The 16,517-nt window shown below is 61.5% G+C and carries 17 protein-coding genes; 11 read left to right on the forward strand and 6 right to left on the reverse strand.

Features of this window, described 5'->3' with window-relative positions:
• The first annotated feature begins 86 nt into the window (after positions 1–86).
• From ACM43_RS18025 to ACM43_RS18040, 4 genes are all read left to right on the forward strand, one after another.
• Positions 87–1,703 (forward strand): acyl-CoA carboxylase subunit beta, encoded by a 1,617-nt coding sequence (locus ACM43_RS18025; RefSeq protein WP_271541802.1) that lies wholly within the window; start codon positions 87–89, stop codon positions 1,701–1,703.
• Complete coding sequence (locus ACM43_RS18030) at positions 1,700–3,676, forward strand: acetyl-CoA carboxylase biotin carboxylase subunit (protein WP_271541804.1); 1,977 nt, start codon at positions 1,700–1,702, stop codon at positions 3,674–3,676. Before ACM43_RS18025 ends, ACM43_RS18030 begins: the two co-directional genes overlap by 4 nt.
• Before the next feature lie 245 nt (positions 3,677–3,921).
• Complete coding sequence (locus tag ACM43_RS18035) at positions 3,922–4,725, forward strand: hypothetical protein (RefSeq protein ID WP_271541806.1); 804 nt, start codon at positions 3,922–3,924, stop codon at positions 4,723–4,725.
• A 107-nt stretch (positions 4,726–4,832) separates the two neighbouring features.
• Positions 4,833–5,588, forward strand: coding sequence for a ThuA domain-containing protein (locus tag ACM43_RS18040; RefSeq protein WP_271541808.1), 756 nt, complete (start codon positions 4,833–4,835; stop codon positions 5,586–5,588).
• Between the two features lie 112 nt (positions 5,589–5,700).
• Here the strand turns inward: ACM43_RS18040 and ACM43_RS18045 are convergent, their stop codons facing one another.
• Both ACM43_RS18045 and ACM43_RS18050 read right to left on the reverse strand, forming a co-directional pair.
• Positions 5,701–6,096 (reverse strand): hypothetical protein, encoded by a 396-nt coding sequence (locus tag ACM43_RS18045; protein ID WP_271541810.1) that lies wholly within the window; start codon positions 6,094–6,096, stop codon positions 5,701–5,703.
• Positions 6,097–6,253: 157 nt separating this feature from the next.
• Positions 6,254–6,442, reverse strand: coding sequence for a hypothetical protein (locus ACM43_RS18050; RefSeq protein WP_260375729.1), 189 nt, complete (start codon positions 6,440–6,442; stop codon positions 6,254–6,256).
• 939 nt (positions 6,443–7,381) lie between these two features.
• Here ACM43_RS18050 and ACM43_RS18055 point away from each other — a divergent pair.
• Entirely contained in the window at positions 7,382–8,254 is an 873-nt protein-coding gene (locus ACM43_RS18055; RefSeq protein ID WP_271541813.1) for a tetratricopeptide repeat protein, read from the forward strand.
• Between the two features lie 241 nt (positions 8,255–8,495).
• Here ACM43_RS18055 and hisN read toward each other — a convergent pair whose 3' ends face one another.
• Positions 8,496–9,272 (reverse strand): histidinol-phosphatase, encoded by a 777-nt coding sequence (hisN, locus tag ACM43_RS18060; protein ID WP_271541815.1) that lies wholly within the window; start codon positions 9,270–9,272, stop codon positions 8,496–8,498.
• Between the two features lie 627 nt (positions 9,273–9,899).
• On the opposite strand from hisN, the gene ACM43_RS18065 reads away from it, so the two are divergent.
• Both ACM43_RS18065 and ACM43_RS18070 read left to right on the forward strand, forming a co-directional pair.
• Entirely contained in the window at positions 9,900–11,249 is a 1,350-nt protein-coding gene (locus tag ACM43_RS18065; RefSeq protein WP_198399861.1) for an APC family permease, read from the forward strand.
• Between the two features lie 290 nt (positions 11,250–11,539).
• Positions 11,540–11,875 (forward strand): hypothetical protein, encoded by a 336-nt coding sequence (locus ACM43_RS18070; RefSeq protein ID WP_271541817.1) that lies wholly within the window; start codon positions 11,540–11,542, stop codon positions 11,873–11,875.
• A 93-nt stretch (positions 11,876–11,968) separates the two neighbouring features.
• Here the strand turns inward: ACM43_RS18070 and ACM43_RS18075 are convergent, their stop codons facing one another.
• On the reverse strand, positions 11,969–12,139 hold the full coding sequence (locus ACM43_RS18075; protein ID WP_271541819.1) for a hypothetical protein: 171 nt from the start codon (positions 12,137–12,139) through the stop codon (positions 11,969–11,971).
• A 272-nt stretch (positions 12,140–12,411) separates the two neighbouring features.
• Here ACM43_RS18075 and ACM43_RS18080 point away from each other — a divergent pair, with 272 nt between their 5' ends.
• Complete coding sequence (locus ACM43_RS18080; RefSeq protein ID WP_271541821.1) at positions 12,412–12,834, forward strand: nuclear transport factor 2 family protein; 423 nt, start codon at positions 12,412–12,414, stop codon at positions 12,832–12,834.
• Positions 12,835–12,985: 151 nt separating this feature from the next.
• On the opposite strand, the gene ACM43_RS18085 is transcribed toward ACM43_RS18080, so the two are convergent.
• The gene (locus ACM43_RS18085) at positions 12,986–13,507 is read right to left on the reverse strand and encodes a LysR substrate-binding domain-containing protein (RefSeq protein ID WP_271541823.1); all 522 of its coding nucleotides are present in this window, start codon (positions 13,505–13,507) and stop codon (positions 12,986–12,988) included.
• A gap of 30 nt (positions 13,508–13,537) precedes the next feature.
• Entirely contained in the window at positions 13,538–13,957 is a 420-nt protein-coding gene (locus ACM43_RS18090; RefSeq protein ID WP_271541825.1) for a LysR family transcriptional regulator, read from the reverse strand.
• Between the two features lie 95 nt (positions 13,958–14,052).
• On the opposite strand from ACM43_RS18090, the gene ACM43_RS18095 reads away from it, so the two are divergent.
• The 3 genes from ACM43_RS18095 to ACM43_RS18105 all read left to right on the forward strand — a co-directional run bounded on the left by ACM43_RS18095 (position 14,053) and on the right by ACM43_RS18105 (position 16,449).
• Positions 14,053–14,946: a TauD/TfdA dioxygenase family protein gene (locus tag ACM43_RS18095; RefSeq protein ID WP_271541826.1), complete on the forward strand. Its 894-nt coding sequence runs from the start codon at positions 14,053–14,055 to the stop codon at positions 14,944–14,946.
• 11 nt (positions 14,947–14,957) lie between these two features.
• Positions 14,958–15,929, forward strand: a complete 972-nt coding sequence (locus tag ACM43_RS18100) for a Bug family tripartite tricarboxylate transporter substrate binding protein (RefSeq protein WP_271541828.1) — start codon at positions 14,958–14,960, stop codon at positions 15,927–15,929.
• Between the two features lie 232 nt (positions 15,930–16,161).
• Entirely contained in the window at positions 16,162–16,449 is a 288-nt protein-coding gene (locus ACM43_RS18105; RefSeq protein ID WP_271541830.1) for a hypothetical protein, read from the forward strand.
• Positions 16,450–16,517 lie beyond the last annotated feature (68 nt).

A 16,517-nucleotide genomic window follows, 5' to 3' on the forward strand; every position in this document is an offset into this window, starting at 1 on the left:
AAGCGAAGCAATCCAGAATCTCTCCGCGGATGCAGTCTGGATTGCTTCGTCGCTTCGCTCCTCGCAATGACGAGCAGGATCAAGTCATGTCCACCATCGAAAACACCATCTCTCCCGGCAGCGCCGCCTATCAGGCCAACCGCGACGGCATGCTCGGCCTGATCGACCGCATGCGCGCGCTCGAAGAACGCACGCGCGCCGCATCCGCCGCGGCCAAGGATCGCTTCCACAAGCGCGGCCAGCTGCTGCCGCGCGAGCGCGTCGCGCTGGTGCTGGACCCCGGGGCGCCCTTCATCGAGCTGTCGACGCTCGCCGGCTACATGTTCGACGTGCCGGATGCGAACAAGAGCGTGCCGGGCGGCGGCGTCATCGCCGGCATCGGCTTCGTCTCTGGCATCCGCTGCATGGTCAGCGCCAGCGATTCCGGCATCGACGCCGGCGCGCTGCAGCCTTACGGCCTCGACAAGACCTTGCGGGTGCAGGAGCTCGCGCTGGAGAACAAGCTGCCTTATGTGCAGCTGGTCGAAAGCGCCGGCGCCAATCTGCTGCGTTACCGCGTTGAGGATTTCGTTCGCGGCGGCAATATCTTTCGTAATCTCGCGCGGCTCTCCGCTGCGGGGCTGCCGGTCGTCACCGTCACGCACGGTTCCTCCACCGCCGGCGGCGCCTATCAGACTGGGCTCTCCGACTACATCGTCATGGTCCGCGGCCGCACCCGCGCCTTCCTCGCCGGGCCCCCGCTGCTGAAAGCCGCGACCGGTGAGATCGCGACCGAAGAGGAGCTCGGCGGCGCCGAGATGCATACGCAAATCTCCGGCCTCGGCGATTACCTCGCCGAAGACGATCGCGACGCTCTTCGCATCGCCCGCGAGATCATGGCGGCGCTGCAATGGGAGCGGCCGGGCAAAGCCTCAGTGCAGTTCAAACCGCCGCGCTACGACCAGGACGAGCTGCTCGGCATCATGCCGATGGACCACAAGCGCCCGGTCGACATGAAGCAGGTGATCGCGCGCATTGTCGACGATTCCGATTTCACCGAGATGGCACCGAGTTACGGCCCGGCCACCGTCTGCGGCCATGCCCGCATCGAGGGACAGGCCATCGGCATCATCACCAATAACGGCCCGCTCGATCCGGCCGGGGCCAACAAGGCGACGCACTTCATCCAGGCCTGCTGCCAGACCCGCACGCCGATCCTCTATCTCAACAACACCACCGGCTACATGGTCGGCAAGGCCTATGAAGAGGCCGGCATGATCAAGCACGGCTCCAAGATGATCCAGGCGGTGACGTCGGCGACCGTGCCGCAGATCACCATCTATTGCGGCGCCTCGTTCGGCGCCGGCAATTACGGCATGTGCGGCCGCGGCTTCCATCCGCGCTTCTGCTTCTCCTGGCCCAACGCCAAGACCGCGGTGATGGGCGGCGAGCAGGCCGCCGAGACCATGGCGATCGTGACCGAGGCCGCCGCGGCGCGCCGCGGCAAGCCGATCGAGAAGGACAGGCTGGACGCCATGAAGGCTGAGATCATCGGTGTGTTCGACGGCCAGATGGACGTGTTCTCGACCAGCGCCCGCGTGCTCGACGACGGCGTGATCGATCCGCGCGACACCCGCGCGGTGCTATCGGAGGTGCTCGCGATCTGCCGCGAGGGCGATGCGCGCACGCCCCAGCGCATGCAGTTTTCGGTGGCCCGCCCATGAGGAACGGATCAGTGCAGCATTGGCCGTTCTTCAAGGTTCTGGTCGCCAACCGCGGCGAGATCGCGCTGCGCGTGATGCGCAGCGCGCGGCGTCTCGGCCTCGGTGTCGTCGCGGTCTATTCGGATGCGGATCGCGATGCGCTCCATGTGAAGCAGGCGGATCAGGCCGTGCGCATCGGCGAAGCCTTGCCGGCGCAGTCCTATCTCGACATTCCCGCGATCATAGAAGCGGCGAAGGCGAGCGGCGCGGATGCCGTTCATCCCGGCTATGGCTTTCTTGCCGAGAACGAGGCGTTTGCCCGCGCCTGCAAGGATGCCGGCCTCGTCTTCATCGGCCCGTCGCCGCAAGCGATCGAGGCGATGGGCAACAAGGCCGGCGCCAAGGAGATCATGAAGAAAGCCGGCGTGCCCATCGTGCCCGGCTACCAGGGCGCTGAGCAAGGCGACGAGGTCATGCTCGCGGAAGCCAGGAAGATCGGCTTCCCCGTGATGATCAAGGCGGTCGCAGGGGGCGGTGGCCGCGGCATGCGGCTCGTCACTGAAGCGGCGTCCTTCACCGATGCGCTGCGCAGCGCTCGCTCGGAAGCGAAGGCCGCGTTCGGCGATGCAACCGTCATCCTCGAACGCGCCATCGAGAACCCGCGCCACATCGAGATCCAGGTGTTCGGCGACAGCCACGGCAACGCCATCCATCTCGGCGAGCGTGATTGCTCGGTGCAGCGGCGGCATCAGAAGCTGATCGAGGAGGCGCCGTCGCCTGCCGTTACGCCTGAGCTGCGCGCGAAAATGGGCGAGGTCGCGGTCGCCGCCGTCAAGGCGCTCCGCTACGAAGGCGCCGGCACGCTCGAATTCCTGCTCGATGCCAGTGGCGCATTCTACTTCATGGAGATGAATACGCGGCTGCAGGTCGAGCATCCCGTGACAGAGGCGATCACCGGGCTCGATCTCGTCGAGCTGCAATTGCGTATCGCGCGCGGCGAGCCGCTGCAGATCAAGCAGCAGGACATCAAGTACTCCGGCCACGCCATCGAGGTGCGGCTCTGCTCCGAAGATGCCGCGCAGGATTTCATGCCGCAGTCCGGCCGCATGGCACGCTGGCAAGTGCCCGACGGCATCCGCGTCGAGCACGCGTTGCAACCGGGCTCGGAGATTCCGCCATTCTACGATTCCATGATCGCCAAGCTGATCAGCCATGGCGCCAATCGCGAGGAGGCGAGGGGACGGCTGATCGTTGGCCTCGAGCAGCTCACCGCGTTCGGCGTGACGACCAATCAGGCGTTCCTGTTGTCGTGCCTGCGTCATCCCGGCTTTGCCAAGGGTGAGGCGACGACGGCTTTCATCGGCGCCCATCGCGACGAGCTGTTGGCGCCGCGGGCGGATGCCGCGTTCGATACCGCGCTGGCAGGCCTGCTGCTCTACGTCACCAATCCGCGCGCGCCATCGTGGCAAGGTGGCCGGAGCCTCGCCGCCACCTTTCCACTGCCGGCGAAAATCGAGATCGCCGGCCACGCGCACGAGCTCGACATCACGCGCGAACGCGACGGCAGCTACACGGTCATTGCTGACGGCCGCCAGGAGAAGTTCGAGATCGACCAGCTCGATCCCGACGCCGTCCGCTTCCGCCACGCCGGCGTGATGGACGGCGCAAAATTCCTGCGGGATGGCGAACGGCTCTATCTGCAGCATCGCGGCATCCCGCTCGCGGTGAATGATCTCACGCTGGCCGCACCGCAGGCCGCCGCAAGCAATGGCGGTGACGGCAAGGTCCGCGCCGCCATGAACGGCCGCGTGGTCGCCGTCCTGGTCAAGCCCGGCGACCGCGTCACCGCTGGCCAGCCGGTGCTGACGCTGGAAGCGATGAAGATGGAGCACGTCCACAAGGCCGGCATCGCGGGCGTGGTTAGCGCGATCGACGTCGCCGAAGGCGATCAGGTCACGACGGGCCGCATCGTCGCGGAGATCGGGGCGGGTTAGCGCCACAAACGCGGTCTCGTAGGCTGGGCAAAGGCGCGCAGGGCCGTGCCCAGGAATGTCGATCGCAGACGGGATCGTGGGCAAGCTTCGCTTTGCCCACCCTACGGCTGTGGCAGCCGCTCACGTTCCGAAAATGAAGCAATTTCAATATCTTGATTGTCGCGTAAACTTCACGGCCTTTCTCATTGAACATAGTTCATTTTCAAGCTACCAATATTGAACGATGTTCATATCTGGAGATGTTCATGCTGCGCGCGCGCGACCAAGCTCAACCGGCCAATGCACTGGTCCCGCCAGTCGTTCGCCGACTCTCGTACGCCCCACTCCAAACCGGCGAGAAATATCTTATCGGTGCCCTCCTCGTCCTGACGCTCACCGCGCTTCTGGCGCCCACGATGCCCGCCGCCGCCTGGCACATCCCGCATTTTGTCGATAGCCGCACCTGGCTCGGTGTGCCCAATGCCGGCGATGTGCTGAGCAATCTCGCCTTTCTCGCGATGGGCGTGTGGGGGGCGGAGCGGCTGCGCGCCCGCAATGATGCGCCGGTGGGTGCGAGCTGGTTCTTCGTGGGGTTGATCCTCACTTGCCTCGGCTCGGGCTTCTATCATCTCGACCCCGATGCGCCGCAACGGCTCGTCGCCGATCGTCTCGGCATGGCGGTCGCGTTCGCAGGATTTCTGGGCATCGCGGCCAGCGAGCGGATCAGCACGCGCGCAGGCGAGGCGGTGCTGGTGCTGACGATGATCGCGGGCCTGCTGGCGGCCTGGGTGGCACGCGAGAATCTCACGCCATGGGTGGTCGTGCAGTTCGGCGGCATGGCGCTGGCCATGGGCCTGGCGTTCACACGCCCGCGGCCCGGCGCACTTGGCGTGCCGCTCGGCGGCGTGATCGTCTTCTATGTGCTGGCCAAGCTGTTCGAACTCGGCGACGTGACCGTGTTCGAAGCGACGGGGCATATCGTCTCCGGCCATACGCTCAAGCATCTGGCTGCGGCACTGGCGGCGTGGCCGGTGATCCGGGCGCTGGGATCTAGGCCGGGTACTCATTGAGCGGCTGGCCGCCGCTTGATGTCCCCTGCGTAGGGCGGCGCCGCAGGGCGCGCGGCGCGCCGATATGTGCTAAGCTTCTCTGGCCGGTTGAGCATCGGGAGAGGATTGTGACGCGACGCGAGTTCATCGCGCTCGTCAGCAGCGCGGCGGCAGTCCGACCGCTCGGCGCGCGTGCAGAGCGCCCGCCAGAACGTGTCCTCTATTACACATACTCGGCCGGCTATCGGCACGACGTCATACCACTTTCCGAAGCAATCCTGACGCAGCTTGGAAGGAATTCCGGTGCCTTTGAGGTCATCGCAACCGAAGACTTGTCTGAATTTTCGACCGGAAACCTCGAGCGGTACGCCGCTGTGATGTTCTACACAAGCGGTGAAATTCCGATGAGCGGCGCCCAGAAGATGGCACTTCTCAACTTTGTGCGTTCGGGCCGTGGCTTTCTCGGCGTTCACTCGGCCACGGACACATTCTACACTTGGCCAGACTATCTCGATCTGATCGGCGGCTACTTCAACGGTCATCCCTGGCATCAGGGTGTGACCATCGAGGTTGCTGATGTTGCAGATCCACTGGTGGCGTTTCTGGGGAATTCGTTGCAGTTGAACGATGAAATCTACCAGATCAGCGACTTCGACTATCGCCGATCACGCGTGCTCCTGCGCCTCGATCAAAGTTCGGTGGACCTCAATAAGGCCGGTGTGCATCAACGCTTCTATGGTTGGCCGCTCGCCTGGAAACGATTTTACGGCGAGGGGCGAGTATTCTATTCGGCGCTTGGCCACGAGGCGTCGGTCTGGCAGGACCCGCGCTGCCAGAAAATCCTGACTAACGCTATCCTCTGGTCTACGAGACGGTCGGCCTAGTGCAACCGGATTGCTATGCCGCTTGTGCCTTTCCTGCAGGCAAATATTGTGACGGCTATCGAGAATCCGCGCCAACAGCGGCCCAGTTGGCAATCAGTTCTTACAAGGCCGATCAATCGTCTACGCCAAAGTCCGTCAATCTCCAGCCGGATTCATCCTTGGCGAACGAGTAGATGATCGAGTCGCAAAAGGCAGAGTAGGTAACCACCCCCTTGGGAGATGTGTCCTTGACAGGCTTCTGCTTGGCAAGACACGCCCGGTGCGCAGGTCTGAAAGCACCCTTCCAGATCACAGGAAACTCCGCCGCTCGCCGCAGATCCTGGTAGAGGACAGGATATTTAATCATGTCCGATACGGCCTTCTGGTCGCTCTTGCCGACTGCAGCTTTGAACTGCGTCCAGAACGTTGCGAAACCGTGATTGCTCCCTGCCGCAAGCCCCGGTCCCGCTGATGTCAGCAAACCAGCTACAAACAGCGTCCCGCCGATGACCGGTCCCATCCAATTCATTCTAATCTCTCCAGCGTCCACGATCGGCACTTGAGACCAGCCGGGACCTCGCGACATCTGTCGCAGGAGAGAACTTGTAGGTTCACAAGGAGAGGCCGCCTGCCCGGAGTCATTGCGGAAGCGTTCTTAGGAGGCCGCGACGGGTTGCTGCCTGCATTCACCCTCGTTGTTTCTCTTCAGCGCTTTTTCCATCGGAGCTTTTAGAACGCTCTTCGAAACGATCAGCGCCCTTGGCCAGATCATGCCCTATCTTGCTCTCGTTTTTCGCTTCGTCTTCGGAAGCCGCTTCGTGCAAACCTTCAGCGGCCTGTTCCCCCGCTTTTGATGATTTTGGTTCGTGAGCCATTTGTGAAACCCTCCTGATAAAGGGGCTTTCCAGGAAACTTGCTGGTCTAGCCAGCTTGACGAACCACTTTCCAATCGGATCGCCTGGGCATTGTTCCAAGTCCCATTGAGGCTCTTGGTCGCCGCGTAAACGCCAAGCAGTACAGGCTAACACCAGCGGGAAAGAACCTATGGTGTGTCAGCTCCGAAGCGTAAGCGCTTCTAATTCGAGCCGGAATGTCCGCTTGGGGTCATGAGCTCTCTTCGGAGCGACGGTTGCCTGCTTCCGGTCTACTCCAATGAGGCGACCAACCGGGACGCGCCGAGACTTCGCGTTTGGGCCAGAAGCGGAAGTCTGAGTTGCGCCGGATCAGCTCTCGTTGCGACGTCGAAACAGTGTGCCGAAAAGCTCTCGGAGAGAATATCGCCGATAGTGGGCGCCGTATGAAAACCGCAGCCGTCGTTCCCGCCGCTTTGCGATTGCCCTTCCGTGACGGAAGTAAAGAGCGATGGTCGCGAGAATGACGATAACGCCAATGATCCAGTGTCCAGACCCAAATAGCGCAATGATGAATAGCCAAACGACGAAACCCGCAACCAGCCAAAGAAGCAAATAGCCAATATACGAGGGAAAATCCGGCATCTTGTTTATCGGCATGCTTCCCGACCACTCCGTCACTGGACCAGCTGCAATGCGCACCAACCTGGCTCTAGTACGTCAACCGATAGGCCCAGGAGATGGGTAAAGTTCTGATGTTGAATCGCGAATGACATTACCGTTAGCCTCAGCCACGGCCCAAATTACATGCGAAGCCCACGCTAATCTACCTTCGCAAGGGCCAATAGCCTCTACTCGCTTGACGATTGTTTAACCGAAATCCGCGTTAAAGTTGCAGTGTTCCATGGGCATTGCTACCGATTGAGTTACCATCGGCAAGCGTTTTTCAGCCCGGAGAAGTAAATGAAATTGGGCTTAGAGCTAAGGCGGGTCCTGAGCGGGATTGCTTTTCTGTCCGTGCTCTTGCCCTTCTGTTCTACGGCAATTGCGTCTGACGCCGAGACTTACCAGACGGCTGCTGCCGTTGCCGTAAGCAAGCTGGATTTTGACCGAGCCATTCAAATCTACTCCAAAGGGCTCGAACAGCAATTCAGTCTCAAGGACCGGGCGGAGCTGCTGCGGATGAGGGGTGTAACTGCTCAGCTGGCAAAAAGATGGGATCAAGCCGAAGCTGATTTTACCGCGGCCGTCGAAATGGTCGGTTCTACCGACCCGCGCGCTTATCGGGACCGCGGCTTTTTCTATCACCACAGAGGTCACTTCGAACTTGCGCTAGCCGACTACACCGCAGCGGCGAAGCTGTTCCCGGATAACGGGGCTTTCCCCAACGGTCAGGGGCTGGCGCTTCTGGAGCAGGGCAAATTCGACGAAGCGATCAAACGGTTTGACGAAGCGATAAAGCTTGCGCCGACATCAGGTCTATTCATGCTCGGAAGGGCCGAGGCCTACAATCGTTCCGACCGACCGCAAACCGCTTTGGGGGATTACGACAAGGCGTTGGCGCTCGGACATCTCACGCTAAACGATACTTATCGACTTCGCGTGGGTGTCGGAGCCGCTCATCTCAAACTGAAGAATGAGAAGGCCGCGATCGAAAGCTTGGATAAGGCTGTCGAACTCGACCCCAATTCGACTACAGCCCTCAGATACCGAGGCCTGGACTATGAACTGGCGGGTGAGCTTGATCGTGCGTATCGCGACTATGAGACCGTCTTAAGACTACATCCAGGCGACGAATTTGCCGTGAAGCAGCTGCAGAGGCTCCGCGCGAAGTAGGGATCAAAGGTCGCCTGATCTACAACCATTACCTCAGATATGGCTGCTCGGGTGGCCTCGGAAACTGAAAGCATCAGGTCCGCTTCGGGTCAAAATGCGAAGAACTCAGGTTGAGAAAATCTAGCCAGGTTCACTACGATGAGCGGACCTCCGCCAGCGGAGCCGCAACTTCGCCTTCGGGCCAGAAGCGGAAATCTGTCGCTGCGGCAGAGATGTCCATCAACCCCGCAGGCTAACTCCGTTAATTGAGGAGGTGAAGGGCCGCTGCATGAAGACCGGCAGTTGCTGAAGCTAAGACCGGACCACCCTCCTCAGCCCTTCCCCCATCGATGCGCGTCACCACTCCGCCCGCCTTTTCGATGATGGGGATCAACGCAACGATATCGTAGGATTGGAGCGAAGGTTCGACTGCGAGGTCAATGCGACCAGCAGCGACCATCGCAGTGGCGTAGCATTCGCCGCCGTAGCGAGTCATCCGGACTGAGGCGGCAAGGCGATCGAAGGCCTGCTTGAGCTCACCATCATAGCGATCAGGCGAGTTCGTATGCAGGATGGCCCGCGACAGCGTGCCGACGTCTCGCGTGGACAGTCGCTCGCGCTTGCCTGCATATTCGTACCAGGCTCCATCGGCGGTGGCCCAGAAACGCTCACGCGTGAAGGGCTGGCTCATCATTCCCTGTTCGGCTCGACCATTGACGGTGAGCCCGATCAGTGTGCCCCAGACGGGAAGGCCGCAGATGAAGGGACGCGTCCCATCCACGGGGTCTAAGACCCAGCGGCAGGAACCGCTTCCGGTTAGACCGAGTTCTTCGCCCAGAATGGCATGGTCGGGATATTCGGCCTCGATCGCAGCTCGAATAGCAATCTCGGCCTGCCGGTCAGCGTCGGTCACCGGGTCGAAGTAGCCCTCTCCAGTTTTGGAATCGATGGCAAGGGCGGTGCGAAAGCGTGGCAAGGTTTCGCGATCGGCGATATCTGCCAGTCGATGGAGGAAATCGGCGCTCGGTAGTCTCGGCATCAAACACTCCAATTGTGCACGCTCACTGCCGTTGTATCCGGATGGCTGGCGAATTACATCCTAAACTTGCATAATGTCCGGTGGTGATCTTGAAGGTCGCCCTCGAGACCTCGCCAGGCGCTATAAGTCGCTCGACCTGATCCGGTCGCCTCCTGGCGACGTATTGAATACCGAGGCGGTGGGCTGCACTCATCAACGGAAAGACTCGCGCAAGCACAACGAGCAGGTCCAGCCCTCCGTTGGAGGGCATGCGAACGGACAGCGGCGTAGCAGGGGTAGTGTTCGCACCATCACTGGAGGCTGAATACCAGGCTGATTTTGTCCCGGGACGTCACTCGCCAAAAGAACAAGCCTGCATTCGGTTCCATTTCGCACCCGCACCCACTTTCCACATCGCAGATCGATCATCCCCACAATAAGTCTTGGCCGTGCGGCGTGAAAGCCAATACGCTGTGTGGTGGCAATGACGCCAGACGCACTCGTGGGTCGCAACAGCGGGTATCAGCATTGCGGACAAGAGTGCGTGCGTGAGATCCGTTGAGAGGCTGCGCGATGACCGATCTTTCCTTGAAAGCCGCGACACCTGCTCCACCCGACACCGATGCCGAGCCGAGCCTGCGCCGGGTCATGGGCCCGTGGCTCCTCCTGCTTTTCATCGTCGGCGACATTCTCGGCACCGGCATCTATGCGCTCACCGGCCAGGTCGCCAACCAGGTGGGCGGCGTCGTCTGGCTGCCGTTCCTCGTCGCCTTCGTCGTGGCGCTGATCACTGCGCTGAGCTATCTCGAACTCGTCACCAAGTATCCGAAGGCCGCAGGCGCCGCGCTCTACACCCACAAGGCGTTCGGCATCCATTTTATCACGTTCATCGTTGCGTTTGCGGTGATGTGCTCGGGGATTACCTCCGCTTCCACTGCCTCTCGCGCTTTCTCTGCAAACATGTCGAACGCGTTTGGCCTGGGCCTGTCGGGGTTCGGCATTACCATGACTGGGCTCGTCTTCATGGCGGTTGTTGCCGCGGTCAACTTTCGCGGCGTTGGCGAAAGCGTCAAGGCGAACGTTGTTCTGACCTGCGTCGAGCTAACGGGCCTCTTGATCATCATCATCATCGGCCTTTGGGCGATCGGCCTCGGCCAGGGTGACGTCTCGCGCGTCACGCAGTTCAAGGCAGGCGATGCCGGCATGTTCTGGCCGGTGATCGCTGCGACCACGCTCGCGTTCTTTGCCATGGTCGGCTTCGAGGATTCCGTCAACATGGCGGAGGAATGCAAGGATCCGACACGGCATTTTCCAATCGTGCTGCTTGCCGGACTGCTCATCACCGGCGCAATCTACGTGCTGGTCTCGATCTCGGCGATTACGCTGGTTCCGCCGGAGAAGCTCGGCGAAGGCGAGACGCCGCTGTTGCAAGTGGTGAGGGCCGGCGCGCCGAACTTTCCGCTCTGGATCTTCGGCTTCATCACCATGTTTGCGGTGGCCAACTCCGCGCTGATCAACATGCTGATGGCGAGCCGGCTCGTCTACGGCATGAGCCGCGAGCATGTGCTGCCGCCGGTGCTTGGCAAGGTGCATGCGAGCCGGCGTACGCCCTACATCGCGATCGGCTTCACCACGCTGCTGGCATTCGCACTGATCACCTTTGTCGGCGAAGTGCCGGCGCTCGGCGGAACGACCGCGCTGCTTCTGCTCTGCGTGTTTACGGTGGTCAATATCGCGGTGCTGGTGCTGCGCAAGGACAACGTCGCACACGACCATTTTCGTACGCCGACGATCCTGCCGGTGCTGGGGGCAATCTCCTGCGCATTCCTGGCCGGGCCATGGACCGGACGGGCGATGGTCCAGTACCAGGTCGCGGGGGTCTTGATCGCCATCGGTGTCGTGCTCTGGGTGATCACGACGCTCGTCAACCGCGCCCAAGGCGTCAGGCCCGAGCAGCCAGACATGGAGACGATCGGCGGACGGGGACCTGTGAACTAGCTGCAGCTCGGGTGGTGCGATGCTGCCCGACGCGGCGAGGTCGGCTATGGGTCATTCGCGTCGATTTCGCCGCGTCACCCCACGTCCGGTCTAGCCCCGGCTGCTGACGCACGACGCCATCGCGATCTTCGCCTTCGGGCCAAAAGCGGAAATAAGGGAGGACATGTGCGCCTGACCAGAGGCCATTCGGCTCGCAACCAGCGGGTTCGATTGATCTACATCAACCTCCTGTGCAGAGAGAGCCGCAATCTGGCAAGCGGGGCTTGAAGAATTCAACGAAAGGTTCCCTCATGCTCCGCTATATTCTCGCTCCCCTTGCCGCTTTCGTTTTGCTCGTGGTCTGCTTGATCCCCGATGATGCCGAGGCTCGGCGCGGCGGAGGTGCCTATCGGGGTGGCGGCGGTTACCGCGGCGGTGCGGTCGCAGTTCGAGGACCGCGGGGCGGCGGCGCTGTTGCGGTGCGCGGCGCTGGCTACCGGGGCTACGGCTATCGGGGCGGCTATCGCGGTTACGGCTATCGGGGCTACGGTGTCGGAGCGGCAGCGGTAGGCGCGGCTGCGGTTGGCGCTGCTGCGTACCGCCGCAGTTGCTACGATGCGTACGGAAACTATATTTGCGCCTATTAATCCGTGGCGCCGCGCGATAGCCCGGCTGGCCCTCTGCGCACAAGCGCGGGCGGTGACCGTCCGACGATGGTGACCCCCGCAAGCGTCAGTGGTCTATCCTTCTTCGCTCACGATGAGGGCAAGCGTCTCAAGCTGGTTTCCCAGCGCCGTCCAGCTATGCGAAATATTGGTCAACACGGCAGCTCGGCGGGCCGAATTGGCTGGATCGGCTGCGAGGATTTTGTAGTTCGCCGCATATGTTCTGCATTGGTCAATGGTTGGCATTAGGACCCTTCCGGCGGGGTAGAACTCACCCGTGTTAGGGGCAACATTACCGGCCTTCTGCAAGTTCCTGCCTGGTATCAGTTAGGGCAGGTGAATTCCTGCTGGGGCCGCGCGACGGCCTGTGTAAACGTATTCCAAAATCATTCTATCGCTCTAAATTACACAGGTCATGTACTAACCTGCTTTTCCGAACGGGGGGCGGAAAGGCTGCACTAGGCTTGGAGTTCTTTTCGGCCGTTCGCTAAGGTTTGCCCATAGCTCGGGAGGATGCTGTGACTGCTTTGAGCGAACAACGCGTCCGTGAGATTTACGAGCATTTCGCCCATGGTCGTTTAAGGGACCTTGAGGATGCTTTAGACGAGCAGATCGATTTTCTGAGCCATGCTCCGCCTGATCTTTTCCCGTACCTCGGAAGGCGGCGCGGCCGGGCCGATGTTCTGCGAGCATTCGCTGAAGTGCATGAAAAGCTGGAAGTTCTGTCGTTTTGGCCTATGACCATTGTGGTCAATGATGACCGCGCGGCTCTCTCGGTTATTATTAAGGTGAAGGATCGCGCCACGGCACGGTCTGCCCACTACCTTGCAGCACACTTTCTTCGGTTTCGCAAAAACCGCATCATCGACTTTTGCGCCATCATCGACTCCCTCGACGCAGCGCGCCAATTGGCTGGGCAGGAGCCTACCGTTCAAAGATAGCTAATGGAGTCACGGGAGGTCCGCTTTGGGTCATTCGCGTCGGTTTGCCGGTGCGGCAATGACTTCCGGTCTAGCCGGACAAGCGGACGTGGTCAGATCGGGCCCGCAGGTCTCGAACGGGCCAACAGCAGACTCAGTCCAATCAAGCGTACTAGCGACTGGATTGTGAAGTTATCGCCTTCCCGACTTTGCGGATGTGCTCCACGAAAAGGCCGACGGCCGGGCTCAAGGTGCGATTCTTCAAGGTAAAGATCGCTACGGGCCGCGCTGTCGCCTGTGGGCCGAGATCGATCGGTAAGGTCTTCACGACCAAACGTTTCACGTTGAGGACGGGGACCGCGGAGGCGGCGACGATGCTCAGGTACTTGCCGGTCATTAGCAACATGTCGCGCAGTTGGAACGAATAGGTCAGCACGCTCGCCTGCGGAACGCTCAGGCCGCAATTGCGGAAAGCTTCCTCGATGAAGATGCCCGGCATTTCGTTCGGCGGATACAAAATCCACTTCTCGTCCATGAGGTCCGCGAGTTCGAGCGTCCGACGCCGCGCCCACCTGCTTGCCGTTCCGGCAACGACAACGAGCGGGTCGTGATACAGAATCTCGGCGTCCAAATCCTCCTCGGCGAATGCCGGCCCGATACGGCCGAGCATCAGGTCGACGTTCCGGTCGCGCAACTCACGGATATCCAGGGCCAGGGGGTTGGTCTAGATCACGTGCAACTTGATGCCGGGATACTGATCGCCAAGCTGTTCCACGACGGCCGGAAGCAGGGTCGCCGCCAAGGTTTCGGGGCATCCCACCCGGACCTCGCCAACGCGCGGATCAGACATGAACTCGATTTCGCCGACCCCCTGCCGCAGCTCATCGAATACGCTAAGGCCGCGTTGCACAAAGGCGCTGCCATAGGCAGTGGGTTCGATGCCCTGAGGACCGCGATCCAATAGTCGCACGCCGAGCGCATGCTCCAGATCGGCAATGGACTTCGAAACCGCGGGCTGCGTGATGGACAACTGCTGCGCCGCCTTGGCCATGCTGCCGCGCTGCACGACGGTCAGCAGTACGTGCAGGTCGCGCAGACGGATGCGGCGACCGATCCGAGTGTCCCAATGCTCACGCGAAGGCATAACTTTTTCCTCATTTAGATAGTCCCAATTCGCGTATTCCCTTTATAGCGCGCCCCCATATCCTCCGCAGCAGATTTCGAGGACGGAGGTTCGCGGTGGCAATCCAGAGTCGGCAATTGCATCCCCTCTTCGTCGCCGAGATAACCGGCGTCGACCTGCGTACCTGCGGTCCCTCAACGACCGTCGAGATCGCAGCGGCACTTGAGCGCCACGGCGTGTTGGTATTTCGCGGGCAGGCACTCGAGGACAGGCACCAGGTCGAGTTCAGCAGGCTGTTCGGGTCGCTGGAAGCCCCGATTGGAACGATCCGCCGTGATCGCAAGCACCGCCTGGGTCGCGAGCTCGCGGACATTTCGAACCTCGATGAGAACGACAATATCCGCGCATCGTCCGACCGCTGGCGCATGATGCTGCGCGCCAACGAGCTTTGGCATACCGACAGCTCGTTCAAGCCTGTTCCGGCGAAATTCTCGCTTTTGTCGGCGCGCGAGGTTCCGCCGGAGGGTGGCGAGACTGAATTCGCCGACTTGCGAGCCGCCTACGAAGCGCTTGACCCTTCGACCCAGGACAAGATCGCACCGCTCGTCGCCGAGCATTCGATCTTTCATTCGCGCAGCCTCGTCGGCTACACGGAATTTTCCGACGAGGAGCGCGCCGCGTTGCCGCCGGTTCAGCAGCCCTTGGTACGCCTACATCTCGGCTCCCAGCGCAGGACGCTATTCCTCGCATCGCACGCATCGCACATCGTCGGGTGGCCGATCCCGCAGGGTCGCGCGCTGCTCAAGGACCTGACGGATTTCTCGACCCAGCCGCGCTTCGTCTACCAGCACCATTGGCGCGTCGGCGATCTCGTCATGTGGGACAATCGCTGCACCTTGCATCGCGCCCGGCCGTACGACGACATGCGATGCCGCCGCGACATGCGCCGCACCACGGTCGAAGATTCGACGGCGCCGCAGTCGCACTCCTTCAATCCCCCAGCAGCCTGAAGGAGATGGCTATGACCAAACTCACACGTCGCTCTGTACTTGGCGGTCTCGCAGCTTCCGTGGTCACGCCCCTTCACGCCGATGCCGTGTGGCCGAGCCGTCCCGTCACCCTGGTGCACGGCTGGCCGCCAGGCGGACCAACCGACACCGTCGCTCGCCTTATCGCCGAGGGGCTTGGGCGCCGTCTTGGTCAACCGGTCGTGATCGACCCGCGGCCCGGAGCAGCCGGAACAATCGCCGCAGCGCACGTCGCTCGCACGGCACCTGACGGCTACACGTTAATTGCGATCCCGGGCGGACATGCGAGCACCGCCGCGCTCTACAGCAAGCTGCCCTATCGCACCGTCGAAGACTTCTCGATGATCGGAATGATCGCCGACTATCCGTTCGTCGTTGCAACTTACCAGGACCACACGATCAGGTCGATGACGGACCTACTCGGCGAAGCGCGCACGCGCGGCGCACCGCTGCTTTACGGCACGCCCGGCGTCGGAACGACGCATCACCTGCTGATCGAGCTTCTCGCAAAGACAGCCGGGGTCCGATTCCAGCACGTCCCCTATCGGGGTAGCGCTCAGGTCGTTACCGACCTCGTCGGCAGGCGAATCGACTTCATGGTCGATCCGCCGACACTGGTAGCCAAAATGGCACGTGAAGGTCAGATGCGCGCCCTCGCGACCACCGGCACCACCCGTTTCTTCAGCCTACCGGAGGTCCCAACCATCGCGGAGGCAGGCCTTCCCGACTACGCCGTCACATCCTGGCAGGGCCTCGCGGGACCGGCCGGAATGCCGGCGTCTATCGTGCAACGCCTGAATGCCGAGATCGCCGCTATCCTGGCGGAGCGTCCTTTCACCGAGCGCCTGCGTGCGCTCGGCAACGAGCCGCGATCGTCGACCCCAGACGAGTTCAAGGCTCGTGTCATCCTCGATGTCGCCAAATGGACGAGCGTCGTCGCCGACGCCAACATCGAGCGCCTCTGAGAACTGCCGCCACGACGCATGCGCTGGCGCGTCGACGGCGTCGTTCTCTCGACTTAAAAGGCCGCCATGAGTGAACTTCTTCCCGCTTTGGCTTTTCAGTCTCGCCATCCCTGCGCAGTTTCTTGCTCGTCGCGGGGCTTGAGCTTGAGCGGGAGGGGGCTCAAGCAGCGCAGATTCCAATCGGCGCGTCGATGAGCCCGCCGCCAGCAGCGCATGCAAAAGAGGCGCGGCCATGCAATTGCCAGAGATCACGCTCATCTTCTTCTACGTGTTCAACGTATTGCGGATTGCTGCTTACCTTCCGCAGATTCTGCGTGTCGCGGCTGATCGCGATGGTGCCAGGGCGATCTCGTATACGACGTGGTTCGTATGGATCGGTGCCAACGGTTCGACCGCGGCTTACGCACTGGTCATTGCTCCAAGCCTGGCCCTGTTCGTGGTCAGCATGCTCAACGCGATTGGATGCGCGGCCGTTGTCGTGCTCACAGCCTGGAAGCGTCATCAGCTCGGAGCCGCATAAGCAACTACAAGACCACCGGCGTACTGTCAGGAAGAAGTGTTGTGCATTGATCACCTTCTGCTTTGGGT

The sequence above is a fragment of the Bradyrhizobium sp. CCBAU 45321 genome (assembly GCF_028128975.1).
Classification (GTDB): domain Bacteria; phylum Pseudomonadota; class Alphaproteobacteria; order Rhizobiales; family Xanthobacteraceae; genus Bradyrhizobium; species Bradyrhizobium yuanmingense.

What these genes read in the sequence shown, in the direction of transcription:
- hisN (WP_271541815.1), bottom strand. Translation starts at nt 9,272, where the DNA reads ATGCCGAGACTACCGAGCGCCGATTTCCTCCATCGACTGGCAGATATC.
- ACM43_RS18035 (WP_271541806.1), top strand. Translation starts at nt 3,922, where the DNA reads ATGCTGCGCGCGCGCGACCAAGCTCAACCGGCCAATGCACTGGTCCCG.
- ACM43_RS18105 (WP_271541830.1), top strand. Translation starts at nt 16,162, where the DNA reads ATGCAATTGCCAGAGATCACGCTCATCTTCTTCTACGTGTTCAACGTA.
- ACM43_RS18100 (WP_271541828.1), top strand. Translation starts at nt 14,958, where the DNA reads ATGACCAAACTCACACGTCGCTCTGTACTTGGCGGTCTCGCAGCTTCC.
- ACM43_RS18045 (WP_271541810.1), bottom strand. Translation starts at nt 6,096, where the DNA reads ATGAATTGGATGGGACCGGTCATCGGCGGGACGCTGTTTGTAGCTGGT.
- ACM43_RS18050 (WP_260375729.1), bottom strand. Translation starts at nt 6,442, where the DNA reads ATGGCTCACGAACCAAAATCATCAAAAGCGGGGGAACAGGCCGCTGAA.
- ACM43_RS18065 (WP_198399861.1), top strand. Translation starts at nt 9,900, where the DNA reads ATGGGCCCGTGGCTCCTCCTGCTTTTCATCGTCGGCGACATTCTCGGC.
- ACM43_RS18055 (WP_271541813.1), top strand. Translation starts at nt 7,382, where the DNA reads ATGAAATTGGGCTTAGAGCTAAGGCGGGTCCTGAGCGGGATTGCTTTT.
- ACM43_RS18090 (WP_271541825.1), bottom strand. Translation starts at nt 13,957, where the DNA reads ATGCCTTCGCGTGAGCATTGGGACACTCGGATCGGTCGCCGCATCCGT.
- ACM43_RS18030 (WP_271541804.1), top strand. Translation starts at nt 1,700, where the DNA reads ATGAGGAACGGATCAGTGCAGCATTGGCCGTTCTTCAAGGTTCTGGTC.
- ACM43_RS18075 (WP_271541819.1), bottom strand. Translation starts at nt 12,139, where the DNA reads ATGCCAACCATTGACCAATGCAGAACATATGCGGCGAACTACAAAATC.
- ACM43_RS18025 (WP_271541802.1), top strand. Translation starts at nt 87, where the DNA reads ATGTCCACCATCGAAAACACCATCTCTCCCGGCAGCGCCGCCTATCAG.
- ACM43_RS18070 (WP_271541817.1), top strand. Translation starts at nt 11,540, where the DNA reads ATGCTCCGCTATATTCTCGCTCCCCTTGCCGCTTTCGTTTTGCTCGTG.